This window comes from Mesorhizobium huakuii (assembly GCF_014189455.1).
GTDB classification, from domain to species: Bacteria; Pseudomonadota; Alphaproteobacteria; order Rhizobiales; family Rhizobiaceae; genus Mesorhizobium; species Mesorhizobium huakuii_A.
Genome location: NZ_CP050296.1, coordinates 3,329,698 through 3,354,619 on the forward strand (window position 1 = coordinate 3,329,698; position 24,922 = coordinate 3,354,619).

Sequence of the window (24,922 nt, forward strand, 5' to 3'; positions counted from 1 at the left end):
GTCTCCCGGCATCGCGAGATGTCGGGAGAGCTTTTCGAAGGCGCAAGCATGGACCTCGTCACCGTCAAAGGCCTGTCCAAACGCTATGGCGGCATCGTCGCGCTGAGCGAGGCGACATTCAGCGCCCGCGCCGGCGAGGTGCACGCGCTGCTCGGCGAGAATGGCGCGGGCAAGAGCACCTTCATCCAGATACTGTCGGGCGCCGTACAGCACGATGGCGGCTCGATCCTGGTCGATGGCCAGGAGTATCGCCCGGCCAATCCGGATGCGGCGCAGGCGCTTGGCATCGCCGCCGTCTTCCAGGAATTGTCGCTGATCCCCGATCTCAGCGTCGAACAGAACATCTGGTTCCGCCATGAGCCGCGCACGCTGTTGCGCACGGTCAATCGCGGCGAAATGCGGCGCAAGACACTGGCGCTGCTGGGAAAGTACAATTTCCCGGCACTGCGCCCCGACCAGGAACTGCGGCGGCTGACCCTGGCCGAACGGCAGATCGTCGAGATCGCCAAGGGCCTGGCCAAGGACCCGCGCATCCTCATCCTCGACGAAGCGACCTCGTCGCTGCCGGCGCGGGAAGCCGAGTGGCTGCTCAAGCTCACCCGGCAGCTCGCCGCCGAAGGCCGGCTGGTCGTCTTCATCTCGCACCGCATGGCCGAGGTGCGCGCCATCGCCGACCGGCTGACCATTTTTCGCAATGGCAGTACCGTCGCCGCGCATGAGGCCGATGCCGTCTCCGACAATGAGATCGTCACCCAGATGATCGGCCGGCATCTCGACCGGCTCTATCCCGAGCGCGTGCCGACAGCGACCGACCGCATCGCTCTGGGGGTAAAAGGGCTTTCCAGCGGCAGCCGGCTCTCCGGAGTCGATTTTGCCTTGCGCGAAGGCGAAGTGCTCGGCGTCGGCGGCCTGCAGGGTCATGGCCAGCGCGAACTGTTCCAGGCACTGTTCGGCGCCACCAGGGCGAGCGGCACGATCGAATTGTGGGGCAGGCCGGTCTCGATCAACAATCCGCGCCAGGCGCTGACCGGCAAGGACGGTATCGCCTTGGTGCCAGAGGACCGGCGCGGGCAGGGCCTGCTGCTGACCAAGAGCGTGCGCGAGAATTTGACGCTGTCGGTCATCAAGCGCTTTACCGAAAACGGCTTGCTGAGCCGGCAAAAGGAGGCCGCGCTGGTCAAGGAGATGGTCGATTTCCTGCGCATCAAGGCCGGCACGCCGGAACAGCTGGCGGGCACTTTGTCCGGCGGCAACCAGCAGAAGGTGATCTTCGGCAAGATGCTTCTGACCGAAGCGCGTGTGCTGTTGCTCTACGATCCGACGCGCGGCGTCGATGTCGGCACCAAGGGCGAAATCTTCCAGCTGATGCGCGACCTCGCCGCCAAGGGCTATGCCATCCTGTTCCATTCCAGCGACATGCCGGAGCTCGTCCATGTCGCCGACCGCGTGCTGGTCATGCGCAACGGTCGCATTGCCGCGACGCTGGAGGGAGATCACATTTCGGAGGAGGAAATCCTGCGCGCCGCCATGCTTGAAACCAGGGCGGCCTGAGGCATGGTGATGTCCGTGGAGCAGACTGTGGAGATGGCGCAGGGGCCGGCCGAAACGAAGCTCACCAAGCCGGCCATCGACTGGCGCGGCCGCTTGCTCGACCGGGCGCCGTTCCTGGTCGCCTGCCTGATGCTGGCCTTGATTGTCGGTATCTATGGCGGTCTGCAATCCGGCGTCTTCTCGCTGGACGAGCTCAACCTCGACACGGCGGCGGCGATGACGCTGATGCTGGCGGCGACCGGGCAGACTATCGTTCTGGTGCGCGGCGGCATCGACCTGTCGATCGGCGGCATGATCAGCCTCGGCACGGTGATCGCCGCAACGCGCTTCACCGACGATCCATCGACCACGGCGCTTTGGGCGCTCGTCATCCTCGCGCTCGGCTTCCTCATCGGCGCGCTCAACGGCCTGCTGATCTCGCTGCTGAAGCTGCAGCCCTTCCTGGTCACGCTCGCCACCTGGTCGATCCTCAACGGCGTCGCCATGATCATCCTGCCAACCGATGGCGGCAGCGTTCCCGGCTGGTGGGTCGGCTTCGCTTCCGCCCAGCTCATCGGCCTGACCAGCCCGGTCCTGATGCTGCTGGCGCTGCTCGTGTTCTGGTGGTGGTTTCGCGCGACCCGCGTCGGCATCGCCATCCAGGCAACCGGCTCCAACGAGAAGTCGGCCTTCCTGTCCGGTGTCTCGATCACGAGGGTCAACCTCGTCACCTACGGCCTGTCCGGCCTGTTCGCGGCGGGTGCGGCGCTGTTCCTGGTGACGCAGACCGGCGCCGGCTCGCCCACCATCGGCAAGGATTACATCCTGCCCTCGGTGGCGGCGGCGGTCATCGGCGGCGTCAGCCTGTTCGGCGGCCGCGGCCATCTCGCCGGCACGCTGATCGGCGCCTTCGTGCTGACCCTGATCGGCAATCTGGTCTTCGTCCTGCACGTGTCGAGCTACTGGCAGCCGGTCGCGTCCGGCGTCATCCTGCTGCTCTCGGTGCTGGCCAGTTCCGTTGCCGAGAAAGCCGCAAGGAACCGCGTCCAATGAGCGCCTTCCTCGCCCGCAATCGCCTCATCGTGCTTGCCTATGCCGGCATGGTGGTACTGCTCCTGGTCACGGCACTGTTCTCGCCGGGCTTCCTCTCGGTTTCCAACATGCGCTCGACCGTCGTGCTCGCCGCCTTCGTCGGCATTGTCGCGCTCGGCCAGACCTTCGTCATCATCGGCGGCGGCATCGATCTGTCGGTGCCCTGGGTGCTGAATTCGGCGGCCATCATCATGGCGCTGTTGTGCGGCGGCCAGGATTTGCCGCTGGTCTGGGTGATGCCGCTGCTGCTCGCCGGCGGTGCCTTCATCGGGCTGATCAACGGCGTCGGCGTCGCCCAGTTCGGCGTGCCGCCGATCATCATGACGCTGGCCACCAACGTCATCCTGCAGGGACTGATCCTGGTGCTGACCGGCGGCTCGCCGACCCCATCGGCGCCAGCCCTGATCCAGTTCCTGTCGGTTGGTCGCATCGGCGGTTTTCCGGTAATTGCGCTGATCTGGCTGGCGCTGACCCTGGTGGCAACGCTGCTGCTCTCCAAGGCGGCGTTCGGCCGCCATCTCTATGCGCTCGGCACCAGCGCCACGGTCGCCGAATTCTCCGGCGTGCCGACGGCGCGCACCACCATCCTCACCTATGTCATCTCAGGCCTGACCGCCGCCTTCGCCGGCATGCTTTTGACCGGCTATTCCGGCCAGGCCTATCTCGGCATGGGCGATGCCTATCTGTTCACCTCGATCGCCGCGGTGGCGATCGGCGGCGCCTCGATCCTCGGCGGCAGCGGCCACTATCTCGGCACCGTCGCCGGCGCCATGGTGCTCACCATCCTCACCGGTCTTTTGCCGGCGCTGAACCTGTCGAGCGGCGCGCTGCTCATCGTCTACGGCGCGGTGATATTGGTCACCGTGTCGATCGGCAGTGAGACCTTCGCGGGTCTCGGTGGCAGGCTGCGCAGGAAGGAGAGCTGACCATGGTCGAAATCACTTGCGTCGTCGATGCCAGGGCCGAACTCGGCGAAGGCACTCTTTGGGACCCGAAGGCCGGTGTGCTGTGGTGGATCGACATCTGGAAGAAGCTGATCCACCGCTACGATCCAGCGACCGGCAAGGACGAGACCTTCGAAACACCGGAATATCTCGGCTGCCTCGGCCTGCGCGAGAAAGGCGGCCTGGTGCTGACCATGACCAACGGCTTCCATTTCTTCGACCCCGCGACCGGCAGGTTCGAGGCGATTGTCGACCCGGAATCCCATATGCCGAAAACCCGCTTCAATGACGGCAAGCCCGACCGCCAGGGCCGCTTCTGGTCGGGCTCGATGTTCGAGGTGCCGGGCCAGCCGATCGAATTCATCGGCGCGCTCTACAGGCTCGATCCTGACCTTTCCGTGCACAAGATGATCGACGGCATCGGCTGCTCCAACGGCTTGGCCTGGAGTCCGGATTCGAAGACCATGTATTTCACCGACAGTCATGCCGGCGCGGTGTGGGCCTATGATTTCGACCCCGCCATTGGCGACATCGAGAACCGCCGCACCTTTATCGACATGACGGCGACCGGCGGCGTTGCCGATGGCGCCACGGTGGACGCCGAGGGCTGCTACTGGGTCACCATCCCGGTGACCAGCAAGGTCTGCCGCTATGACCCTGATGGCGAATTGATGCAGACCGTGGTTCTGCCGACCGACCTGCCGACCTGCTGCGAATTCGGCGGCAAGGATCTCGATATCCTCTATGTCACCTCCGCCGTGCTCAAGCGTCCGGCCAGCCACTTCGTCCGCCAGAAGAATCCCGGCGGATTGTTCGCGCTTGATGTCGGCGTCAAGGGCCTGGCCCTGCCTGCATTCAAGGGCTAAGCCTGCGTTGCCCCGCTTACGTCACTCACGGGCGGAGCAAGCAGCGAGCATCGTTCCGGTACCGAAACGACACCGAGTATGTGGGCTGCCTTTAACGTTTGACCGCGCGTGCAGCGCGGCGAACACTCAGCAGCAGGATGGCGAGGCAGCCGACCAGTAGCAGCACGCCGCCGAGCAGCGGCGGCAGGGACAGCAGCTTCACTGCTATCGCGACAGCGGCGACCAGCACCAGCGCCAGCAGCGCCAGATTGCCGTCATCGACGAACATGCCGAAGAATTCCCTGGCGACAAGACGGATGGCGTTCATCGGGCGAGCCCTCCAACGGACACAGGGTAGGTGCTGCGCAACCAGCGAACCATGGCAAAGGACGCCAGCGCGACGATGGCGAAGATGGCGAGCAGAGCGAGATCGGCGCCCGGCCAGTCGGCGCCGATGCCTTCGCCGGTCCAGAAGATGCCGAAGCTGGTCAGCATCAGCCCGACCACGAATTTCAGCGCATTCTCCGGCACGCGCGCCAGCGGCCGGTGGACAGCCAGCCCAATCAGCATCACCAGGAAAAACGCTGCCAGCGCGCCCAGGCTGGCATAGAGCGTCTGCCCATGCGCCGCGCCGACGGCAATGACGATGAACACCACTTCGACGCCCTCGAGCAGCACCGCCTTGAACGACGCCAGGCCGGCGAGGTAGTCGGCGCGGCGGTCATTGGCCTGCTGGTTGAGGGCGGCGGTCTCCTTGGAAAAGGCCGCTTCCTCGTCATGCAGCGCGATGACGCCGACGCTGCGCAGGATGGCCTTTCGCAGCCAGCGCATGCCGAACAGGATTAGCAGCACCCCGACGACGAATTGCAGCGTGGTGATCGGCACCAGCGCCAGCAGCGGCCCGAACGCCAGCACCAGCGCCGCCAGCAACGCCAGAGCCAAAGCGGCACCGGTCAGCGCCGGGCGCCAGCTGCGCGTCACGCCAACCGCTAGCACGATGGTGAAGGCTTCGACGACCTCGACGAAGGAGGCGAGAAATGCCGCCGTGACCGTCGAGAGGATGGGCGTCAGTGTCTGCATCAGGGCCTCCTGTCATGCCTCGTTCGCCCCGGAATATTCTGAGTGACCCGGAAGCGTGGCCCGGAATCACTTGCGTGGCCAGCACCACATAGCGCTCCGCAGGCGGCGGGAAAGCAAGTGAGCACCAATGGGCGGCGATTCCAATCGCGCCACGTACGCCGGGGCTGCGGGACGCGCTTGGATCAGAGCAGGCCCGACATGTCGGAGAAGGCCATCGCCTTGCGCAGCAGTTCGGCGAAACGCTCGCCGGCCACCTCGCGCGGGCCGCTATTGTCGATCGTGGTGACGCCGGGGCCGGACAGGGTCACATTGGCACTGCGCGCCAGCCGCGCCAGCACTTCGCCGCGCGACTCGCGGCCGCGCATCGCCAGCCGCTCGGCCAGCACATCGGGCGAAGCGGTGATCTCGACAATGGCCAGATTGGCGTAGCGCTCGCGCAAGGTGGGGATGATCGCGCGCGATACGTTCGCCACTGCGACATGGCCATTGGCGACCGACCAGTTGACATCGGCAGGCAGGCCGTAGCGCAGGCCATGCGCCTCCCACGAGATGGCGAAGGCGCCGTCGGCCTCGGCCTCGACGAAAGCGGCGTCGGCCAGCGTGTCGTGATCCTCGCTTGCCGCATCGCTCGGCCTGGTGATGACGCGGCGCACGAATTCCAGCCGGGTCTCATCAGCGAAGAGTGTGCGGGCGTAGCCGATCACCGTGTCCTTGCCGGCACCGCTGGGCCCCACGACGGCGACAAACACGCCATGGCGGATCGGGAACGTTTCAGCGGACAACTCACGCTCGATCAAGGCCGACACCATCATGCGACCCGGCGCCCCTGACGCCAGACGGTGCGCACGACCGGAACATGGTCGTCGACGCGCACGCGCACCAGATCGGCCCGGCGGCCCTGCTCGATGATGCCGCGGTCGCTCAGGCCAACGGCTTCGGCCGGGTTCTTCGAAACCATGGCGACCGCCTGTGGCAGCGAAATCCCTTCGACCATGTCGCCGAGGAAGAAGGCCGACTGGATCAGGCTGAAGGGGATATAGTCCGAAGACAAGATGTCGAGCAGGCCATCGCTGGCCAGCGTGCGGGCCGAGACATTGCCCGAATGCGAGGCGCCACGCATGACGTTGGGCGCCCCCATCAGCACGCCGAGGCCGGCGGCCTTCGAAGCGCGCGCCGCTTCCTCGGTGGTCGGGAATTCGGCGACCCGCACGCCTTGCTCGATCGCCTCGTCGACATGGCCCGATGTGGCGTCGTCATGGCTGGCCAGCACGATGCCGCGCTGATGGCAGGCCGCGGCGATCACCGCGCGGTTCGGTGCCGAATTGCGTGCCGATTCCGCCATCCGCTTCTCGCAGAACAGTTTGAAGTCGCGGTCGGTCAGCTTCAGCTTGCGCTGGTAGTAATAGGCATAGGTTTCGAGATTGACGAATTGGCGCTGGCCGGGCGCATGGTCCATCAGCGAGGCCAGCTTGACCCGGTCGTCCTCGTCGAAATTGGCGAAGGCCTGCAGGCAATCCGGCGCCGAAACCTCGCAGCGAAGATGCAGGAAGTGATCGGCCCGCAGACGATCCTGCGCGACGCTGTCCTCGATTGCATCGGCCAGCTTGCGGATGTCGGCGGAGGTGAGATCGGCGTCCTCGTCCATACCGACGCGCAAGGCGTCTAGCACGGTGGTGATGCCGGCGGTCGCCACCTGCGCGTCATGGGCAAGCACGGCGGCGATCGGGTTCCAGCGCACCTTCGGCCGCGGCGCGTAATGACCCTCCAGATGGTCGGTGTGCAGCTCGACCAGCCCCGGAATGACATAGTCGCCGCCCATATCCTCGCCGGTCCGGCCAGAACCTGCATCGATGCCGGCGATAAAGCCGTCACGCAGCACCAGCGACCCCTCGACAATCTCGTCGGCAAGCACGATGCGGGCGTTGGAAAGAACGGTCTCGGCGGTCATTTCAGGCAGTCCTCGATTATCTGGCCTTGATTCTTCGGGCAGGCTTTGTTCAGGCGATTTTTCTGGCCGGGCGGCGTCCTAGCGCGTGTTGCGAAAGCACCATGAACGGCGCGCCGGGTTCGGGTTCGACAAACAGCGTCAGCGCGTCCACCAGCACCGGCTGCCGCAGCACATCGGCGAACAGGCTGTCGATTGCTGCGCGCAAACGTGGGCTTTCCTGTGGCCCGGCCCGGCCCGACAGCGTCATGTGGAAGCGGAAGGTCTCGAAGACATAGGGGTAGCCCCACTGGCAGAGATTGCGGAACTCGGCCGGCTTCAGCGAATCCGGGCTGCGCCGCTCGATCTCGGCCTCGGTCAGCGGCGCGCGAAAGCGGTCGAAATCGCGCACCACGTCGTCGGCGAAACGGTTGAGCGGCGGCAGCGAACCTTCCGGCACCAGTGCGAAGAAGCTGTCGATCTGGCTGACGACGAGGCGCGGGATCGTCACCACCGGCGTCGCTTCGGCAAAATGGTCGAGCCCTGCGCGCAGCGAGGTCTCCGTTTCGTTGGCAGCCAGGCGGAAGGGGGCCTTCAGCGTCGCGTGGAAGCCATAACGGCGCGCCGAAGCGGTGTGGAAGGCGACTTCCGCCGCCGAGAGGTCCGCCACGGCCTCAACCGGCCTTGTCGCAGCGCCGAACGGGTCTCGGCCCAGCCAGTTGGCGGCGATCCGCGCCAGCGGTTCGTCCTGCCGGGGGGTGAAGTAGATGGCATAACGCATGGGAAGTCCTCGTTAAAGCGCGCCGCGACGCGCTTTAAGTCTTCATTTGGTGCATGTCGTCGTCCCAAAACCGCTGCACACTTTTGGGCGACATGCACTGGCCTCGCTGCCATAGGTGATTTCCATGACGGATTGACGAAGCTTTGAAGGGTTTTCGAAGGCAAATCGTCCCAATAAGTCCTTAGCCGACGATTTTTCCAAGCTGGACCAATAGGTTCAGCCGGAAATGCAAAACGCTCAGGCCTTCATCAACCATTCGTGCTCGGGTGCATTGTGGAATTTCCACGTCCGCTTCGGCCCGGCCATGACATTGAGATAATAGAGGTCGTAGCCATGGCAGGCGGCGCAGGGGTGATACCCCTTGGGCACCAGCACGACATCGCCATCCTCGATCGCCATCGCTTCGTCGAGCGCCCGATGGCCATTCGTGTCGGCGTCGGTATAGACGCGCTGGAAGGCAAAGCCCTGCGGCGGGTTGAGGCGATGGTAGTAGGTTTCCTCGAGGTAGGACTCAGCCGGCAGATTGTCCTGGTCATGCTTGTGCGGCGGATAGCTCGACGTGTGGCCGCCCGGCGTGATGACCTCGACCACCAGCAGCGAGTCTGCCGGCTTGCCTTCCGGCAGGATGTTGGTGACGTAGCGCGTGTTGGTGCCCTTGCCGCGCACTTCCTGGCCGAGATCGTCCGGCCCGATCACCCGAACCGGCAAACCACCGCCCAATCCCGGCGCCGAGCAGACCGCGAGCTCCAATTCGGTATCAGCCGTTACCGACCAGTCCGATCCGGCGGGCACATAGACCGACCACGGCTTGCCTTCGAAGGGTGACATGCGTCCGCCGAGCAGGCCAAGATCCTTGCCGCCTGCCTTCGCCGTGCCTTTGCCGGTGACGAAGACCAGGCAGACTTCGCGATCCTCCGTCTTTCCCGAGGCGGTCTCGCCGGGCTTCAGCCGGTGCAGGTCGAAACCGACATAGGTCCAGCCGGCGCTCTTCGGCGTCACATGTGCAACGCGGCCATGGCCCTTGTCGGCTTTGACGAGCAGTTTCGACATCGGGTTACTCCTTCGGTTCGGCCTCGGCCTTGTTCTCATCGGCCGGCTCGTAGAGGTAGAAGAACTGCCAGACGCCATAACCGGCAAAGCCGAGCGCGATGACGCCCCAGAATGGCGTACCGGTGGCGAACTCGATGATCGACCAGATGACGCAGACCGCGACCACGGCGACACGGCGCCAAAGCGGGCGGAAGAACGGGTGCTCGGAATCTTTCATCGGCCCAATCTACAGCAACCTGCCTCGCCGTGAACCCATCGCCTCAGGCATTCGGGAAGCCCTGGGTCTCCACCGTATAGCCGGCAGCTGTCATCACCCGCATCAGCTCCTTGTGGCCGACTTGCGCCATCTTGAGCGGCGGGTTCTTCTTTGGGTCTTGCTCGGCCTCGACCACGAACCAGCCCTCATAGCCATGGTCGGCGAAGCGTTGCACGATGGCGCCGAAATCCAGCGAACCGTCGCCCGGCACGGTGAAGGCGCCGAGCGCCACGGCGTCGAGGAAGGACTGTTTCGTGCGGTCGAGCTTGTCGATCACGCCCATGCGCACATCCTTCACATGGACATGGCTGATGCGCTTGTGGTGGTTGTCGACGGCGCGCAGCACATCGCCGCCGGCAAAGGCCAGGTGTCCGGCGTCGAGCAGCAGCGGAATGCCTTCGCCGGAATGGCGTATGAAGGCATCGAGCTCCGGCTCGGTCTCGACCACGGCCGCCATGTGATGGTGATAGGACAGCGGCATGCCCTGTTCGGCGCACCATTCGCCGAATTCGGTCAGGCGCCTTGCATAGGCCTTCATCTCGTCGCCCGACAGTTTCGGCTTGGTGGCGAGCGGTTTTGAGCGGTCGCCCTGGATCGAACGGCCGACCTCGCCATAGACGATGCAAGGCGCATTGACCGCCTTGAACAGGTCGATCATCGGCTGGATGCGATCCTTGTTCTTGCCCATCTCCTCATCGACCAGCGTGCCGGAAAACCAGCCGCCGCATAGTGTGACGTCGGCTGCCTTCAGGATCGGCAGCATGACGGCGGGATCGTTGGGAAAACGCCGGCCCATCTCCATGCCGGTGAAGCCGGCCGAGCGCGACTGGCGCAGGCATTCTTCCAGCGAGACGTCGTCGCTGAGTTCGGCAAGATCGTCGTTCCACCACGCTATGGGGGACATGCCCAGTTTGGCTTTCAAGTCGTCACTCCGGTTTCTTGTTCACCCTCCCCCTTGTGGGGAGGGTCGCTGCGAAGCAGCGGGGAGGGGGTGCGGCGCCAGACCCCCACCCGGACCTTCGGTCCGACCTCCCCACAAGGGGGAGGTCGGGGGCGGCGCTGACTTAGCATCAATCGCCGATGGTCTGCATCTGCCGCTTCTCGTCATAGGCTTTGCGCGCCGCGTTGACCTGCGGCCGTGCCGACACTTCCGGCACCGCCACATCCCACCAATGGCCACCGGCATCGGTGGAGACCAGCGGATCGGTGTCGATGACCAGCACGGTGGTGCGGTCGTTCTTTTTGGCCTGCTGCAGGGCGTTTTCCAGCCCGGCGATCGACGGCACTTTCTCTGATATCGCGCCCATGCTCGCCGCATGGGCGGCAAAGTCGATATCGGGCAGGGTCTCGTGGCGTGAATCCTTCAGCAGATTGTTGAAGTTGGCGCCGCCGGTCGCCATCTGCAGCCGGTTGATGCAGCCATAGCCACGGTTGTCGAGCAGCACGATGGTGAGCTTCAAACCGAGCATCACCGAAGTGGCGATCTCGGAATTGAGCATCAGATAGGAACCGTCGCCGATCATGACGACGACCTCTTCGCCGGGCTTGGCCATCTTGGTGCCGAGTCCGCCGGCAATCTCGTAGCCCATCGTCGAGAAGCCGTATTCGGCATGGTAGGAGCCGGGCGCGCCGGCCTGCCAAAGCTTGTGCAGCTCGCCCGGCAGGCCGCCGGCGGCATGCAGCAAGGTCACGCCCGATCCCATGGCGCGCTGCACGGCGCCGATCACCTGCGCGTCCGACGGGAAGGCGGCATTGGTCGACGCCGTCACCTTGGCCGCGTCGGCCTGCCAGGCCTTCTTGCCCTTGGCCGCATTGTCGGTCCAGGCGGCAGGCGCTTTCCAGCTCCCCAACGCCGCGCCAAGTTCGGCAAGCCCTTCGACCGCGTCCGCGACCAGCGGCAGTGCCCGGTGCTTGCCGGCATCGAAAGGCTGCACGTTGAGCCCGATGATGGTCTTGCCGGAATTCTTGAACAGCGCCCATGAGCCGGTGGTGAAATCCTGCAGGCGCGTGCCGATGGCGAGCACCACATCGGCTTCTTCGGCGAGCCGGTTGGCTGCCGACGTGCCGGTGACGCCGACCGCCGCCATGTTGAGTGGATGATCGTCCGGCAGCGAGGATTTGCCGCCTTGCGTCTCGCAGACCGGAATGCCCGCGCTCTCGACGAATTTGGCCAGCGCATCGGAGGCCTGCGAATAGAGAACGCCGCCGCCGGCGATCACCAGCGGCTTCTTCGCGCCCTTGAGCGCCGCAACCGCCGCTGCCAGTTCGCCACGGTCAGGGCGTGGCCGGCGCTGATGCCAGACCCTTTCGGCGAAAAAGCTCTCGGGATAATCATAGGCCTCCGCCTGCACATCCTGGCAGAGCGACAGCGTCACCGGGCCGCACTCGGCCGGATCGGTCAGCACAGCCATGGCGCGGTTGAGCGCCGGGATGATTTGTTCCGGGCGCGTGATGCGGTCGAAATAGCGCGACACCGGACGGAAGCAGTCATTGACCGTCGCCGTGCCGTCGGAAAAATCCTCGGCCTGCTGCAGCACCGGATCGGGAATGCGGTTGGCGAAGACATCACCGGGCAAAAACAGGACGGGCAACCGGTTTACGTGCGCCAGGGCTGCCGCCGTCACCATGTTGAGCGCGCCGGGGCCGATCGACGAGGTCGCGGCCATGAAGCGGCGGCGGAAATTGGCCTTTGCATAGGCGATCGCCGCATGCGCCATCGCCTGTTCATTGTGGGCACGGAAGGTCGGCAATTCGTCGCGTACGTGGTAGAGCGCCTCGCCGATGCCGGCGACATTGCCATGGCCGAAGATCGCCCAGACACCGCCGAAAATCGGCACCTTTTGCCGTCGATCTCGGTCATCTGGCGGCTGAGGAAGCGGGTCAGCGCCTGCGCCATCGTCAGGCGGATTGTCTTGCTCATGGTGGTTTCCTCCGCAGTCTTTTGCCCGCGCCTTTATGCTGCTTTACGGCCGCGCGCGGCAAGCCACGCTTCGGTCAACTGTTCAAAGCGTGTCGCCATGTCGGCGACAGCCTCGTCATCCGACATCCGGCCGGCCAGCCACTCTTCGGCCGCATGCACGAAGATGGTGCGACCGACGGCGAAACCCTTGACGATCGGCGCCTTGGCGGTGGCGGCAAAGGCGGCTTCCAGCTCGTCCTGCGGCGCTTCGAGCCCAAGCAGCACGATGCCACGGCACCAGGGATCATGCTTCAGGATCACCGCTTCGATCTTGGTCCAGGCACCGGCCGACGCCTGCGGCTCGAGCTTCCACCAGTCGGGCTTGATGCCGAGCGCATAAAGCTCCTCCAGCGCGCGCGGAATGGTCGTGTCGTCGAGCTTGCCGTGCTTGCCGGCGATGATCTCGATGAGAAGTTCCCGGCCGACTTTGCGTGCGGCCTCGAACAGCGCGCGCAGCTTCTGCTGCTGTTCTTCCTTCAAGGCCGCCGGATCGTCGGGGTGGTAGAAGCACAGGCATTTGATGCAGTGATCGACCGGCCATTCGGTGAGCTGCGAGCCGATATCCTGCGAGAATTCGAAGCGCAACGGCCGTGAGCCCGGCAGTTCGACCGGGCGGCCGAGCCAGGCGAAGGGATGCCTGGCGAATTCGAACATTGCCTCGCGGCCATGTTTCTCGTCGATCAGCATGCCATAACCGTCGCGGCCGGCGGCGACCTTGGCCGCCGCCTTGACGGCCAGCACCTTGAAATCGCGGATGCGCGCCGGATCGGCGCCGGCCTTCACCGCCACGTCCTCGAGCTGGATGCGATGATCGCAGGCGAGCGCCATCATCGAGGGAATGTCGCGCCGACGGGTGGTCGCCCAATGGATATGATTGATAGCCTCGTCCTTGCGCAAGGCGAGATGCTTGCTACCGTTCTTGAGGAAGAACTGCAACTCCTCGAAGGTTGGATATTCCGGCGCGCAGAGCAGCCGCGACACGGCGAAGGCGCCGCAGGCATTGGCCCAAGTCGCCGCCGTCGCATGGTCTTCGCCGCCCAGCCAACCGCGCAGGAAGCCGGACATGAAAGCGTCGCCGGCACCCAGCACATTGTAGATCTCGATCGGGAAGCCCTCGCCGACGACGCCGTCCTCGAGATCGTCGCCGATCGGTCCGTCATAGACGATGCAGCCCATGGCGCCGCGCTTGAGCACGATGGTGGCCGACGACAGCGCGCGGATCGTCTTCAGCGCGCTCAGGCAGTCGTCGGCGCCCGAGGCGATCATGATCTCTTCCTCGGTACCAACGATGAGGTCGCAATCGGGCAGCACTGTCTTCAGCTGCGCCGAGACGCGGTCCGATTTGACATAGCGCTCGAAGCCTTCGGCATGGCCGGCGAGGCCCCACAGGTTCGGCCGATAGTCGATGTCGAAGATAACCTTGCCGCCCTTGGCTTTCATGATGCGGATCGCCTTGCGCTGGGCGGCGTCGCTGTTGGGGCGGGAAAAATGCGTGCCGGTGACGACGATCGAACGCGCCGAAGCGATAAATGCCTCATCGATGTCTTCCGGCGCCAGCGCCATGTCGGCGCAGTCCGAGCGATAGAAGATCATCGGCGAAACGCCTTCGCTCTCGACCGAGAGCAGCACCAGCGCCGTCAGCCGTTCCTTGTCGGTCTTCAGCCCGTCGGTGTTGACGCCTTCGCGCTTGAGCTGTTCGCGGATGAAGCGGCCCATCTGCTCGTCGCCGACGCGCGTCAGCAGCGCCGAACGCAGGCCAAGCCTTGCCGTGCCGACCGAAATGTTGGCCGGACAGCCACCGACCGACTTGGCGAAGGAGGTGATGTCCTCCAGCCGCGAGCCGATCTGCTGGCCATAGAGGTCGACGGAAGCGCGACCGATGGTAATGACGTCGAGCGGCGCCTGTTTGGCGTCCACGGCTTCGCTCATTGGAACCTCCCGTCAGTCTTGTTGTCAGGAACAACATTGTTTGGGTAACACGCGCGAGCGGCAGCGTGGTGCCGGCAATATGAAATAATAATTCCAATCCATAGTCAATATGGAATGAGCGTTCCCGAGCCGATTTTGCTTTTTGCGGGCGCTTGCTCAGGCCTTACGTTTGCGGCCTGCGTCGCGCCGTTTCTCACCGACGCCGACGGTCAATGCCATGGCCAGCGCCATCGTCGCCGACAGCGAACGGAAGCCGGCGAAATCCGCCTCGGCAACCTCGAACCAGACCCTGGCGAACTGGGCAAGCGGCGAGAACGAGCTGTCGGTGATGGCGACGATCGGCACGCCCTGCTCGGAGATGTTGCGGGCCTCCTCGATGGTGGCCGGTGCATAGGGCGAGAAGGAGATGGCGATGACGGCGTCCGCCGGTGTGGCGAAGGCGATCATCTCGGCGTTCAGGCCGGCGGCCGATTCGATCAGCTGGTTGCGGATCTTCAGCTTGCCCAGCGCATAGGCGATATAGCTCGCTACCGGGTAGGAGCGTCGCTTGGCTAAGACATAGATGGTCTGCGCCTTCGCCAGCAGCGAAATCGCATCTTCCAGATGCGCATCGTCCAGCGTGCGGGAAATGTCGTTGAGCGAGGTGCTGGCGGCGGCGACGAAGCCGTCGAAGATGGCGCGGTGGCCGGCGCCGCCCTCGGCTTTGACGCGCAGCGCCTGCAGCCGCTCGTCATAGGACGAGTTGCGCTCGCGCAGCCGCTCGCGAAACACCTGCTGCAGGCTGGTGAAGCCGTCGAAGCCGAGCTGCTGGGCAAAGCGGATCAGAGTGGAGGGCTGCACGCCGGCCGAGGCGGCGATGCTGGCGGCGGTGCCGAAGGCGATGTCGTCGGGATTGTCCAGCGCGTAGGCGGCGATCTGGGCGATGCGCTTCGGCAGGCTTTCACGCCGGTCCAGGATGGTGGCGCGCAGCGTCTCGAAGTCGCGAGGTACCCGTTCGTCCATCGTCGGCCCGTCCAAGCTCATCCGTGAAACGCCCTCTCTGCCCCATCATAGCGAGCCTGCGCAAGAACGCCATAAAAAATGAGGCAGACATTCCATTTCAGGAAGAAATGGACTAATTCATCCACGCAGCGCTTCATGTGGTGGAGAAACGGAAAATGGTCGGCGTCGGTCTTATCGGCACGGGTTTCATGGGCAAATGTCACGCCATCGCGTGGAGTGCCGTCGGCGCCGTCTTTCCCGATGTCGCCAAGCCAAGGCTCGTCCATCTCGGCGAGGTCAATGAGGAGCTTGCGCGGCGCAAGGCGGGCGAGTTCGGCTTCGCCAAGGCGTCCGGCGACTGGCGCGCCGTGGTCAATGATCCCGAGGTCGATATCGTCTCGCTGACCACGCCCAACCAGTTCCATCCCGAGATGGCCATCGCCATCCTAGAGGCCGGCAAGCATCTGTGGTGCGAAAAGCCGATGGCGCCGAGCTTTGCCGAAGCCGAGGCGATGGCGGCCGCGGCGAAGACATCAGGCAAGATCGCCGCGCTGGGCTATAACTACATCCAGAGCCCGGCCATCCGTCACATCGGCGCGCTGCTCGACGAGAAGATCATCGGCGAGGTCAACCATCTGCGCATCGAGATGGATGAGGATTTCATGGCCGATCCCGAGGCATTGTTCTTCTGGAAGCACGAGGCCGCTTCCGGCTACGGCGCGCTCGACGATTTTGCCGTCCATCCGCTGTCGCTGGTCTCGGCCCTGTTCGGGCGCGTCGCCAGCGTCATCTGCGACATGGCCAAGCCCTATGCCGACCGCAAGCTGGCAACAGGCGGACGCCGCGCGGTCGAGACCTATGATATCGCCAGCGTCTTGATGCATCTGGAAAACGGCATTGCCGGCACGCTTCAGGTCAACCGCTCGGCCTGGGGCCGCAAGGGCCGCATCGCCATCCAGATCTTCGGCTCGAAAGGGTCGATCCTGTTCGACCAGGAGCGGATGAACGAGTTGCAGCTTTATCTCACATCCGATCGCCCGACCGAGCAGGGCTACCGCACCATCCTGATCGCGCCGCACCATAAGCCCTACGACGCCTTCCTGCCGGCGCCCGGCCACAATCTCGGCTTCAACGACCTCAAGATCATCGAGTGCCACGAATTGCTGACGCGGCTCGCCGGCAGACCGGCACGGCTGATCGAATTCGCGCAAGGTCTAGAGATCGAGCGCACCGTGCACGCAATGGCACGCTCCTTCCAGGAAAAGCGCTGGGTCGATGTGCGGTAATATCCCTCAGCCACCGACGGCCGGGGTCTCCCAGCCGTCGACCCAGATTTGCCGCAAACGGTCGCCTTCGCCCTTGAACCGTAGTCCCGTCGGCTGGCAATCCTCTGTGCGGTCGCTGCGGAAATTGCGGATCGCCTGGCGCAGCTCGCACCAGGCGACGATGTTGGCGGTTTCGGCATAGTAGATGAGCGCGATCGGGCGGATGAGCCGCTCGGAGGCGCGGCCCATTTCGTCGCGATAGGAAAGATCGAGCTTCTCCTCGTCGCGGATGGCGCGGCGCACCAGCGCCAGGTCGATCGTGCCGGCCGAGGGTGCGGCGAAGCCCCAGGCATGCAGCGCATTGGCTTCGAATGTCTGGCGCAGCGGCGGCGGCACGGCGCCGGCGATCTTGCTGCTGACGCGCTTGGCCGCCTGCTTGAGCTCGTCGTCCCCCGTGCGCTCCAGCAGCGCCAGCGACAGCACAATCGCCTCCATCTCCTCGATCGAAAACATCAGTGGCGGCAGGTCGAAACCGGGGCGCAGGATGTAGCCGATGCCGCGCCCGCCCTCTATCGGCACGCGCATCGCCTGCAGCGCTGCGATGTCGCGATAGATCGAGCGGATTGTCACCTCCAGCTGCTCGGCAATCATGGCCGCCGTCACCGGCTGCCGCGCCAGCCGCAGGATCTGGATGATCTCGAACAGGCGTGACGCCTTGCGCATTTCCTCACCCGGCTCTCATCGCAACTGACACATCATTGTCAGTTGGGTCGACCTATAGGACTGCCTATCGAATTGAAAATCAACAGGTTCCGCTGCGGCTTGGTGGAACGAGGCGATGGGCAACTGACATGGGTTATGCGGAAAATCTCTGGCTTTTCTTATCCTGCTGTTCGGCATCATCGCCGTTCCGGGTATGGACATGCTGTTCGTGCTGGCCAATGCGCTGACCGGCGGCCGCGACAGGGGCCTGGCCGCGACCGGTGGCATCATGGTTGGCGGCATGGTGCACACGCTGAACGGCGCCATCGGCGTCGGCCTGCTCATGCATTTCGTGCCGATCCTGTTCACGCCGCTGCTGCTGGCCGGCGCCGCCTACATGGCCTTCATCGGCATCACGCTGATGCGCAGCTCCATCACCGTCGGTCATGACGGGCCTGTCGGCAGCCGTTCCGCATGGAAGGCGTTTCGCCAGGGGCTGGTGACCTGCCTGATCAATCCGAAGGCTTATCTGTTCGTGCTCGCCGTCTATCCGCAGTTCCTGAAACCGGACTACGGCCCGATCTGGATGCAAGCGACCGTCATGGGCCTAATGACGGTCATCACGCAGGCCGCGATCTATGGCGGGTTGGCGATATCAGCCGGCCGCAGCCGCAACCTTCTGATCGCCAATCCGCGGGCGACCGTTCTTGCCGGCCGGGCGGCCGGGCTGCTGCTCTTTGCGGTTTCGGTGTTCACCGCCTGGGAAGGGCTGAGGGCGGCGTAATCGTCGTTAGATCAGGATGACGTTTGGTTGAATCGTCGTCCTGATCTAACTCTTTGTTGGAGCATGATCTCTGGACAAACGAAAACCGTTTGTCCGAGAAAACCGGTTTCCACTTTTCGGGATCATGCTCTAGCGCCGCCCTTCCCACATCGCCATCCAATCAGGCGGCGCCCTGCCGGTTTTCAAGCATGGCGCGGCGTGCCGAACGGCGCCATTCGACAGCACCGGCAAGGCCGTGCAGCACGGTCTCGGTGGTCGCCCAGTCGATGCAGCCATCGGTGATGCTCTGGCCGTAGACGAGCGGCTTGCCGGGCACCACGTCCTGCCGGCCGGCGACGAGATTGCTTTCGATCATCAGGCCGATGATGCGCTCGTCGCCCGCCGCCACCTGGCCCGCCACGTCGGCCGCGACTTTGGGTTGGTTCTCGGGCTTCTTGCTCGAGTTGGCGTGGCTGACATCGATCATCAGCCGGGGCGCGACACCGATGCGGGCGAGTTCGACCGAGGCCGCCTCGACGCTTGCCGCGTCGTAGTTCGGCTGGACGCCGCCGCGCAGGATGACATGGCAGTCCTCATTGCCGGTGGTCGTCGCGATGCCGCTGCGTCCGCCCTTGGTCACCGCCATGAAATGATGCGGCTGGGCGGCGGATTTCACCGCCTCGCCGGCGATCCTGAGATTGCCGTCGGTGCCGTTCTTGAAGCCGACCGGGCAGGACAGGCCCGAGGCCAGCTCGCGGTGGATCTGGCTCTCGGTCGTGCGCGCGCCGATCGCGCCCCAGGCGACGAGGTCGGCAATGTATTGCGGGGTGGTCATGTCGAGGAATTCGGTCGCCGCCGGCAGGCCGAGATTGTTGACGGCCGACAGCACATTGCGCGCCATCCTGAGCCCCTTGTCGATGTTGAAGCTGCCGTCGAGGTCCGGATCGTTGATCAGACCCTTCCAGCCGACCGTGGTGCGCGGCTTCTCAAAATAGACCCGCATCACGATCTCGAGCCGGTCGGACAGGGTCTCGCGCAGCGCCGCCAGACGGCTGGCATAGTCAACGGCCGCGACCGGATCGTGGATCGAACAGGGGCCGACGACGACAAGCAACCGGTCATCGGTACCGCTCAGGATGGCGTGGATGGCATTGCGTGACGCGCTCACGGTGCGCGTTGCCGTCAGCGTGCGCGGGATCTCCCGCATCACCTGGTCCGGCGTGCTCAGTTCTCGGATTTCCTTGACCCGAAGGTCATCTGTGGTGGTCAACACGGCTTTCTGCTCCTGATTTTAGGAGACCTGCCGGCTGAAACAAAAAAGCCGCCAGGTCTGGCGGCTGTTCGGATGTTGTTGCTGCAATCTTCAGATCGAGCGCAATCCTCCCGCCGCCAGCGAGCTGCTAAAGTACCAATAGGTGGCGAACAGGTGGATCATGCGGCTCATATAGTCGAAGCGGAGGCGTTTGTCACGCCCCCGCGTCTCAGTTTGAAATGTGCTCGTGGCCCTGCGGAAACCAGATGCCGCGCCGGAGCCAGTTGGCTCCACCCAAATTGGGCACAACGTGATTCTGGTCGAGATCGTTCATGTCCTTGATGATCTCGATGCGGATGATTTTCTCCGCGGATCCGAAGGCAAGTTCGAAGAGTTGCAAGGCGTCGGCTTCCGACCGCGCGGTGATGCCGACACCAAGATGGCCGCTCAGCGTGATCCAGTATGGGTGCATCGAACCGAGATTCTACTCGCCAATCACTCCGGCAATGTTCTGGTCGTAGTCGACCAGCGACCCGGTCATGACGCCGGCCTGCGGGCTGATCATGTAGGTGATCAGCCGCGCGAGCTGTGCCGGCTTCACCAGCTGGCCCATCGGTTGCGCGGCTTCGGCCTTTTCCAGCCAGTCGTCCGGCGCGTTGTGCCACTTCTTCTGCACGATCGCCTCGCCCTCCGTGTCCATCCAGCCGGGCAGCACGGCGTTGCAGCGGATGCGGTTCTTTCGGTACGAGCTGGCGACATTCTTGGTCAGCGTCATCAGCGCGCCCTTGCTGGTCGAATAGGGCGTCAGGAAAGACTGGCCGGCATGCGCCGACATCGACAGCACGTTGACGATCGAGCCCGGTGCCTTGCGCTCCAGGAGATGGGCGACCAGGCCCTGCATCAGGAAGAACGGGCCACGCACATTGGTGTCGAAGATCTGGTCGAAAAGCTCTTCCGAGGTTTCGACCAGCGAGCCGCGTGCCGAGGTGGCGGCGGCGTTGACTAGCGCGTTCAGCGTGCCGAAATGCGAGATCGCGGTTGCGACGGCGCGCTTGCAGTCGGCCACCTTCGAAACGTCGGCGCTGATGAAGATCGCGTCGACGCCTGACTTCTTGAAGTGGGCGACGGCCTTGTCGCCCTTCTCCTGCGAGCGGCCGATGAGCGCCAGCGCCCGGCAGCCCTCGTCGGCCAACGCCTCGGCGACGGCAAAGCCTATGCCTTGCGCGCCGCCGGTGACGATCGCGCGTGTTGTCGAATTGCGATCGGCTGATGCGCTCATCGCTTGCTCCTGTGGCTTGGGTCCGGATTCCGGTTCTTACTTGTCGAGACGGACGGTCTTGCCAGTCGTCGCCGACTTCAGCGCCGCATCCGCCAGCTTCAGCGCCACGAGGCCGTCGGCGCCGCTCGGAGCCGCCTTCTTTCCGGACGTCGCGGCGGCGATGAACGAGGCGATCTCGATGGCATAGGCGTCGAGATAGCGCGTCATGAAGAAATCGTGCAGCGGCGGGCGCGTATAGCCCTTCTCATTGGCCAGCTCGATCGACACCGGCCGCTGGTTTTCGGCAGCGACCATGCCTTTCGAGCCGTGCACCTCGATGCGCTGGTCGTAGCCATAGGTGGCGCGGCGCGAATTGGAAATGACGGCCTGCTTGCCCGAAGCGGTTTCCAGGATGACGCTGACCGAGTCGAAATCGCCGGCCTCGCCGATCTTCTTGTCGACCAGCACCGAAGCGTGCGCGGAGACCGCCACCGGCTCCTCGCCGAGCAGGAAGCGCGCCATGTCGAAGTCATGGATGGTCATGTCGCGGAAAATGCCGCCCGAGCGCTTGATGTAGTCGATCGGCGGCGCGCCGGGATCGCGCGAGGTGATGGTGACCATCTCGACCGTGCCGATGGCACCATCGTCGATGGCCTTGCGCACCGCGGCGAAGTGGGGGTCGAAGCGTCTGTTGAAGCCGACCATCAGCGTCGCCTTGGCCTTCTCGACCACGGCCAGGCACTTCTCCACCCGCTTGACGTTCAGGTCGATCGGCTTCTCGCAGAAGATCGCCTTGCCTGCCTTGGCGAAACGCTCGATCAGATCGGCATGGGTGTCGGTCGGCGTGCAGATGACGACGGCGTCGATGTCTTTGGATTTTTCGATGGCGTCGATGGTGCGCACCTCAGCACCATAGGCTGTCGCCAGTTCCTTTGCCGCCTTCTCGAAGGCATCGGCTACGGCAACCAGTTTGGCCTGCGGGTTGGAGCCGACGGCGCGGGCGTGGACCTTGCCAATACGGCCGGCACCGAGGAGGGCGAAGCGAACAGTCATGGATATTTCCTCTAGGGATGGGTTCGAGAGCGTTGTGTCCGCACCTTCCTGTCAGGGAAAGGTGGCTGGGGTATTTTCTTGGCGCGGCAGATCGTCCCGGAACCGGGCAACCACGCGCCTCAAGCCGCGAGTTCCGCCTCTCCGGTCTTGGCGCCGGTGATGTAGGAGACGATGTCCTGGCCGTCGGTGTTCTCCTTGCGCAGATTGGCGACGATGCGGCCGCGCCGGAACACGACGATGCGATCGCAAAGGTCGAACACCTGGCGCATATTGTGGCTGATCAGGATCAGCGGCTCGCCATTGTCCTTCAGCGTGCGGATGATGTTTTCGACCTGCGCCGTCTCCTGCACGCCGAGTGCGGCCGTCGGTTCGTCCATGATGATCAGCTTGGAAGCGAAGGTCGCCGTCCTGGCGATCGCCACGCACTGCCGCTGGCCGCCCGACATGTGGCGGATGGTGTTCGACAGATTGGGGATTTTCACCGCGGTGCGCACCAGTGCTGCTTCGGTCGCCTTGCGCATGTATTTGCGGTCGAGGATCGAGAAGGGTCCCAGATTGAACAGCACCTTTTCGCGGCCGAGGAACAGGTTCGACGGCACGTCGAGATCGTCGGCCAACGCCAGATTCTGGAACACCGTCTCGATGCCCGCCGTACGGGCCTCGATCGGTCCGGCAAAATTCACTTCCTTGCCGTCGAACCAGACCTTGCCGCTGGTGCGTTGCTCGACAGCCGTGATCTGGCGCACGAAGGTCGATTTGCCGGCGCCGTTGTCGCCCATGATGGCGACATGCTCGCCCTTGCGCAGCTCGAAATTGGCGCCTTCCAGCGCATGCACGCCGCCATAGCGCTTGGTCAGGTTTTCGGTCTTCAGGACGATGTCTGACATGGTCAAGCCCTCAATGCCCGCAGGCGTTGGCGCCACTGGTCGAGAACGACCGCGCCGACGATGATCACGCCCTTGACCATCTCCTGGTAGTAGGCGTCGAGGCGCAGGAAGGTGAAGCCGGAGATGATGACGCCGAAGATCAGCGAGCCGATCACCGTGCCGATGATCGAGCCGCGGCCGCCCGACAGCGAGACGCCGCCGATGACCGCCATGGCGATGGCGTCGAGTTCGTACATAACGCCCATGCCGGCCTGGGCGGTGAGGTTCTTGGACGAGAGCACCACCGCGGCGAGCGAGGCGAGAATCCCGGCGATGACGTAGACCAGGATCTTGTGGTTGGCGATCTTGATGCCGGACATGCGCGCGGCGTCCTCGTTGGAGCCGATCGCATAACAATGCTTGCCGTAGCGAGTGTAGCTCATGATGAGCTGGAACAGCACGGCCAGCGACAGGAAGATGATGACGGGCATCAGGCCCTTGCCGATCGCCGCGAAACTGTCGGTTGGAAACGAGATCGGCTGCCCCTTGGACCACCATTTGGCGATGCCGCGCGCGGTGACCATCATGCCGAGCGTGGCGATAAAGGGTGGAATGCGCGTGTAGGCGATCAATGAGCCATTGACGAGGCCGGCGAGCAGCCCACAGCCGATCGCCACCAGCAACGGCACGATGACGGGCAGGTCGGTCCAGCCTTGCGCCAGGAACATCGCCTTCGGGTTGGGATTGCCGTTGACGGTTGCCACCTGGGCGAAACTCATGGCGATCATGGCGGTCGCGCCGACGATCGAACCGGAAGACAGGTCGATGCCGCCGCAAATGATGACTTGCGTCACGCCGATGGCGATGATGCCGACGATCGACACCTGCAGGATGATGATCTGCAGGCGGGCCTCATTGAAGATCCCCGAGACGTCGCTGCGGGTGTTGAACAGGAAACTGTCGCCGAGAAAGATGCGGCCGATCGCTTCGAAGATGACGACGAGAATGACGAGCGCCAGGAAGACATTGAATTCGGCCGGCCATGCGCGCTTCTTCGCATCGTAGGTGAGCCCTCCGACGCCATGAGATGTCTGTGCCAATCTTCATCCTCCGTCAGCCGCGGTCGTTCCTCGCGCGTTCAGGCGCTGAGGGAAAGGGGAGCGGCGCTGTCTTTTGCGCGCCGCTCCGTATGTCCGTGGCTCAGTTCTTCTTCATGAACTTGTCGATGTTCGCCGGCGTGACAAGCTGGAACGGGATATAGACCTTGTGTTCGACCTTCTCGCCCTTGGCCAGCTTCAGCGCCGCGTCCAGGGCGCCGGCGCCCTGGCCAGCCGCATCCTGGAACACGGTCGCATCAAGGTCGCCCGCCTTCATCGCCACAAGCGCGTCCTGGGTGGCGTCCACACCACCGACGACAACGGTCTTCATGTCGATGTTGGCGGCCTTCATCGCCTGGATGGCGCCGATGGCGCTTTCGTCGTTGTTGGCGATCACGCCATCGAACTTCTTGCCGGTCGACAGCCAGTTTGTCATCAGGTTCTGGGCTTCGTCGCGGTTCCAGTTCGAGGTCTGCTTATCGATGATCTTGATGAAGCTGCAATCCGGCGTGGCGATCACGTTGTCGATGTCCTTGGTTCGCTGCACGGCGGCCTGGTTGGAGAGCTCGCCCATGATCACATAGACATTGGCTTCCTTCTTGCCGGCTTCCTTGAACAGGCGGCAGACTTCCTTGGTCTCGAGCGTGCCGGAATCGGCCTCGTTCGAGGCGACGAAGGCTTGGTTGTCGGGCAGCGTGTTCACATTGACCGGCTCGCGGTTGACATAGACGAGCGGGATTTTCGCCGCCGCGGCGGCATCGGACATCGCCTGCGTCGCCGAGGTGTCGACCGGGTTGACGATGATCGCGTCGACGCCCGAAGCGGCGAAGTTCTTGATCTGGTCGAGTTGCTTGGCAACGTCGTTCTGTGCGTCTTCGACCTGCAGTTCGACGCCGCTCATGCCCTTGGCCTGCGCGATCATGCCGTTGCGCAGCACGGTGAGGAAGTTGTCGTCGAACTTGGCCATCGATACGCCGATCTTGGCGGCAAAAGCCGATGAACTCATCAGCGCCGCGAAGGCGACGCCCAAAAGCAGTTTCTTCATTGTATCTCTCCTCCACTTTTGGTGTCCGGTTGCACCGATCTATCCGGAATCCCCGATCTCCCCGGGGAATCTCTCCTGATATCGCTTCGCTCCGTGTGGCATCCCCGCTTGGGCTGGAATGCCGAACCCTCCGTTTGAAACAGACGTTCCGGAACGAAAGAACCAAAATGTACAGTTGGTGAAATATTTATTCCATTCCGGCGGAACGTCAAGGGCGATTCCGCAGCCTGCCGCCGGATTTTCGGATCGG

The 24,922-nt window shown here is 64.0% G+C and carries 23 protein-coding genes and 2 pseudogenes; 6 read left to right on the forward strand and 19 right to left on the reverse strand.

Annotation, left to right across the window (positions count from 1 at the left end; genetic code table 11):
* The first annotated feature begins 48 nt into the window (after positions 1-48).
* The 4 genes from HB778_RS16570 to HB778_RS16585 are packed head-to-tail and all read left to right on the forward strand — an operon-like array spanning position 49 to position 4,432.
* The gene (locus tag HB778_RS16570) at positions 49-1,551 is read left to right on the forward strand and encodes a sugar ABC transporter ATP-binding protein (RefSeq protein WP_244661938.1); all 1,503 of its coding nucleotides are present in this window, start codon (positions 49-51) and stop codon (positions 1,549-1,551) included.
* 3 nt (positions 1,552-1,554) lie between these two features.
* Positions 1,555-2,583, forward strand: coding sequence for an ABC transporter permease (locus HB778_RS16575; RefSeq protein WP_183464793.1), 1,029 nt, complete (start codon positions 1,555-1,557; stop codon positions 2,581-2,583).
* A complete protein-coding gene (locus HB778_RS16580) occupies positions 2,580-3,548 on the forward strand; it encodes an ABC transporter permease (protein WP_183464794.1) in 969 nt (322 codons plus the stop codon). Before HB778_RS16575 ends, HB778_RS16580 begins: the two co-directional genes overlap by 4 nt.
* A 2-nt stretch (positions 3,549-3,550) precedes the next feature.
* Entirely contained in the window at positions 3,551-4,432 is an 882-nt protein-coding gene (locus HB778_RS16585) for an SMP-30/gluconolactonase/LRE family protein (protein WP_183464795.1), read from the forward strand.
* Between the two features lie 91 nt (positions 4,433-4,523).
* On the opposite strand, the gene HB778_RS16590 is transcribed toward HB778_RS16585, so the two are convergent.
* The 11 genes and pseudogenes from HB778_RS16590 to HB778_RS16640 all read right to left on the reverse strand — a co-directional run bounded on the left by HB778_RS16590 (position 4,524) and on the right by HB778_RS16640 (position 15,392).
* Entirely contained in the window at positions 4,524-4,739 is a 216-nt protein-coding gene (locus tag HB778_RS16590; RefSeq protein ID WP_183464796.1) for a hypothetical protein, read from the reverse strand.
* Positions 4,736-5,491 (reverse strand): COG4280 domain-containing protein, encoded by a 756-nt coding sequence (locus HB778_RS16595; RefSeq protein WP_183464797.1) that lies wholly within the window; start codon positions 5,489-5,491, stop codon positions 4,736-4,738. Before HB778_RS16595 ends, HB778_RS16590 begins: the two co-directional genes overlap by 4 nt.
* A 182-nt stretch (positions 5,492-5,673) precedes the next feature.
* Positions 5,674-6,303 (reverse strand): phosphonate metabolism protein/1,5-bisphosphokinase (PRPP-forming) PhnN, encoded by a 630-nt coding sequence (phnN, locus tag HB778_RS16600; protein WP_183464798.1) that lies wholly within the window; start codon positions 6,301-6,303, stop codon positions 5,674-5,676.
* A complete protein-coding gene (locus HB778_RS16605; protein WP_183464799.1) occupies positions 6,300-7,439 on the reverse strand; it encodes an alpha-D-ribose 1-methylphosphonate 5-triphosphate diphosphatase in 1,140 nt (379 codons plus the stop codon). The genes phnN and HB778_RS16605 overlap by 4 nt, the downstream gene beginning before the upstream one ends.
* A gap of 49 nt (positions 7,440-7,488) precedes the next feature.
* Positions 7,489-8,196, reverse strand: a complete 708-nt coding sequence (locus tag HB778_RS16610; protein WP_095203085.1) for a DUF1045 domain-containing protein — start codon at positions 8,194-8,196, stop codon at positions 7,489-7,491.
* A gap of 237 nt (positions 8,197-8,433) precedes the next feature.
* Complete coding sequence (gene iolB, locus HB778_RS16615) at positions 8,434-9,246, reverse strand: 5-deoxy-glucuronate isomerase (protein ID WP_183464800.1); 813 nt, start codon at positions 9,244-9,246, stop codon at positions 8,434-8,436.
* A 4-nt stretch (positions 9,247-9,250) separates the two neighbouring features.
* A complete protein-coding gene (locus HB778_RS16620; RefSeq protein ID WP_183464801.1) occupies positions 9,251-9,463 on the reverse strand; it encodes a DUF3329 domain-containing protein in 213 nt (70 codons plus the stop codon).
* 43 nt (positions 9,464-9,506) lie between these two features.
* A complete protein-coding gene (iolE, locus tag HB778_RS16625) occupies positions 9,507-10,424 on the reverse strand; it encodes a myo-inosose-2 dehydratase (protein WP_183464802.1) in 918 nt (305 codons plus the stop codon).
* Between the two features lie 148 nt (positions 10,425-10,572).
* Positions 10,573-12,422 (reverse strand): annotated as a pseudogene (gene iolD / locus HB778_RS16630) (3D-(3,5/4)-trihydroxycyclohexane-1,2-dione acylhydrolase (decyclizing)).
* A 33-nt stretch (positions 12,423-12,455) separates the two neighbouring features.
* Positions 12,456-14,390 carry a bifunctional 5-dehydro-2-deoxygluconokinase/5-dehydro-2-deoxyphosphogluconate aldolase gene (locus HB778_RS16635; protein ID WP_183464803.1) on the reverse strand — a complete coding sequence of 645 codons (1,935 nt, stop codon included), beginning with the start codon at positions 14,388-14,390 and terminating at the stop codon, positions 12,456-12,458.
* A gap of 156 nt (positions 14,391-14,546) precedes the next feature.
* On the reverse strand, positions 14,547-15,392 hold the full coding sequence (locus tag HB778_RS16640; RefSeq protein ID WP_179298138.1) for a MurR/RpiR family transcriptional regulator: 846 nt from the start codon (positions 15,390-15,392) through the stop codon (positions 14,547-14,549).
* 155 nt (positions 15,393-15,547) lie between these two features.
* Here HB778_RS16640 and HB778_RS16645 point away from each other — a divergent pair, with 155 nt between their 5' ends.
* The gene (locus HB778_RS16645; protein ID WP_183464804.1) at positions 15,548-16,657 is read left to right on the forward strand and encodes a Gfo/Idh/MocA family protein; all 1,110 of its coding nucleotides are present in this window, start codon (positions 15,548-15,550) and stop codon (positions 16,655-16,657) included.
* A gap of 6 nt (positions 16,658-16,663) precedes the next feature.
* On the opposite strand, the gene HB778_RS16650 is transcribed toward HB778_RS16645, so the two are convergent.
* Positions 16,664-17,359, reverse strand: coding sequence for a helix-turn-helix transcriptional regulator (locus HB778_RS16650; protein ID WP_183464805.1), 696 nt, complete (start codon positions 17,357-17,359; stop codon positions 16,664-16,666).
* Positions 17,360-17,487: 128 nt separating this feature from the next.
* On the opposite strand from HB778_RS16650, the pseudogene HB778_RS16655 reads away from it, so the two are divergent.
* Positions 17,488-18,122 (forward strand): annotated as a pseudogene (locus HB778_RS16655) (LysE family translocator).
* Between the two features lie 160 nt (positions 18,123-18,282).
* Here the strand turns inward: HB778_RS16655 and HB778_RS16660 are convergent.
* The 7 genes from HB778_RS16660 to HB778_RS16690 all read right to left on the reverse strand — a co-directional run bounded on the left by HB778_RS16660 (position 18,283) and on the right by HB778_RS16690 (position 24,672).
* On the reverse strand, positions 18,283-19,374 hold the full coding sequence (locus HB778_RS16660) for a 3-deoxy-7-phosphoheptulonate synthase (protein ID WP_183464806.1): 1,092 nt from the start codon (positions 19,372-19,374) through the stop codon (positions 18,283-18,285).
* Between the two features lie 208 nt (positions 19,375-19,582).
* On the reverse strand, positions 19,583-19,825 hold the full coding sequence (locus HB778_RS16665) for a hypothetical protein (protein ID WP_183464807.1): 243 nt from the start codon (positions 19,823-19,825) through the stop codon (positions 19,583-19,585).
* Between the two features lie 12 nt (positions 19,826-19,837).
* Positions 19,838-20,632: an SDR family oxidoreductase gene (locus tag HB778_RS16670; RefSeq protein ID WP_183464808.1), complete on the reverse strand. Its 795-nt coding sequence runs from the start codon at positions 20,630-20,632 to the stop codon at positions 19,838-19,840.
* Positions 20,633-20,668: 36 nt separating this feature from the next.
* The gene (gene iolG, locus HB778_RS16675) at positions 20,669-21,664 is read right to left on the reverse strand and encodes an inositol 2-dehydrogenase (RefSeq protein ID WP_183464809.1); all 996 of its coding nucleotides are present in this window, start codon (positions 21,662-21,664) and stop codon (positions 20,669-20,671) included.
* A 119-nt stretch (positions 21,665-21,783) separates the two neighbouring features.
* Positions 21,784-22,551, reverse strand: a complete 768-nt coding sequence (locus HB778_RS16680; RefSeq protein ID WP_183464810.1) for an ATP-binding cassette domain-containing protein — start codon at positions 22,549-22,551, stop codon at positions 21,784-21,786.
* Positions 22,552-22,553: 2 nt separating this feature from the next.
* Complete coding sequence (locus tag HB778_RS16685; protein WP_183464811.1) at positions 22,554-23,630, reverse strand: ABC transporter permease; 1,077 nt, start codon at positions 23,628-23,630, stop codon at positions 22,554-22,556.
* A gap of 100 nt (positions 23,631-23,730) precedes the next feature.
* Entirely contained in the window at positions 23,731-24,672 is a 942-nt protein-coding gene (locus HB778_RS16690; RefSeq protein WP_183464812.1) for a sugar ABC transporter substrate-binding protein, read from the reverse strand.
* Between the last annotated feature and the right edge of the window lie 250 nt (positions 24,673-24,922).

Excerpts from the sequence above, each read along its gene's own strand:
- HB778_RS16570 (WP_244661938.1), top strand. The coding sequence starts at position 49 with ATGGACCTCGTCACCGTCAAAGGCCTGTCCAAACGCTATGGCGGCATC.
- HB778_RS16575 (WP_183464793.1), top strand. The coding sequence starts at position 1,555 with ATGGTGATGTCCGTGGAGCAGACTGTGGAGATGGCGCAGGGGCCGGCC.
- HB778_RS16580 (WP_183464794.1), top strand. The coding sequence starts at position 2,580 with ATGAGCGCCTTCCTCGCCCGCAATCGCCTCATCGTGCTTGCCTATGCC.
- HB778_RS16585 (WP_183464795.1), top strand. The coding sequence starts at position 3,551 with ATGGTCGAAATCACTTGCGTCGTCGATGCCAGGGCCGAACTCGGCGAA.
- HB778_RS16590 (WP_183464796.1), bottom strand. The coding sequence starts at position 4,739 with ATGAACGCCATCCGTCTTGTCGCCAGGGAATTCTTCGGCATGTTCGTC.
- HB778_RS16595 (WP_183464797.1), bottom strand. The coding sequence starts at position 5,491 with ATGCAGACACTGACGCCCATCCTCTCGACGGTCACGGCGGCATTTCTC.
- phnN (WP_183464798.1), bottom strand. The coding sequence starts at position 6,303 with ATGATGGTGTCGGCCTTGATCGAGCGTGAGTTGTCCGCTGAAACGTTC.
- HB778_RS16605 (WP_183464799.1), bottom strand. The coding sequence starts at position 7,439 with ATGACCGCCGAGACCGTTCTTTCCAACGCCCGCATCGTGCTTGCCGAC.
- HB778_RS16610 (WP_095203085.1), bottom strand. The coding sequence starts at position 8,196 with ATGCGTTATGCCATCTACTTCACCCCCCGGCAGGACGAACCGCTGGCG.
- iolB (WP_183464800.1), bottom strand. The coding sequence starts at position 9,246 with ATGTCGAAACTGCTCGTCAAAGCCGACAAGGGCCATGGCCGCGTTGCA.
- HB778_RS16620 (WP_183464801.1), bottom strand. The coding sequence starts at position 9,463 with ATGAAAGATTCCGAGCACCCGTTCTTCCGCCCGCTTTGGCGCCGTGTC.
- HB778_RS16635 (WP_183464803.1), bottom strand. The coding sequence starts at position 14,390 with ATGAGCGAAGCCGTGGACGCCAAACAGGCGCCGCTCGACGTCATTACC.
- HB778_RS16640 (WP_179298138.1), bottom strand. The coding sequence starts at position 15,392 with ATGGACGAACGGGTACCTCGCGACTTCGAGACGCTGCGCGCCACCATC.
- HB778_RS16645 (WP_183464804.1), top strand. The coding sequence starts at position 15,548 with ATGGTCGGCGTCGGTCTTATCGGCACGGGTTTCATGGGCAAATGTCAC.
- HB778_RS16650 (WP_183464805.1), bottom strand. The coding sequence starts at position 17,359 with ATGCGCAAGGCGTCACGCCTGTTCGAGATCATCCAGATCCTGCGGCTG.
- HB778_RS16665 (WP_183464807.1), bottom strand. The coding sequence starts at position 19,825 with ATGCACCCATACTGGATCACGCTGAGCGGCCATCTTGGTGTCGGCATC.
- HB778_RS16670 (WP_183464808.1), bottom strand. The coding sequence starts at position 20,632 with ATGAGCGCATCAGCCGATCGCAATTCGACAACACGCGCGATCGTCACC.
- iolG (WP_183464809.1), bottom strand. The coding sequence starts at position 21,664 with ATGACTGTTCGCTTCGCCCTCCTCGGTGCCGGCCGTATTGGCAAGGTC.
- HB778_RS16680 (WP_183464810.1), bottom strand. The coding sequence starts at position 22,551 with ATGTCAGACATCGTCCTGAAGACCGAAAACCTGACCAAGCGCTATGGC.
- HB778_RS16690 (WP_183464812.1), bottom strand. The coding sequence starts at position 24,672 with ATGAAGAAACTGCTTTTGGGCGTCGCCTTCGCGGCGCTGATGAGTTCA.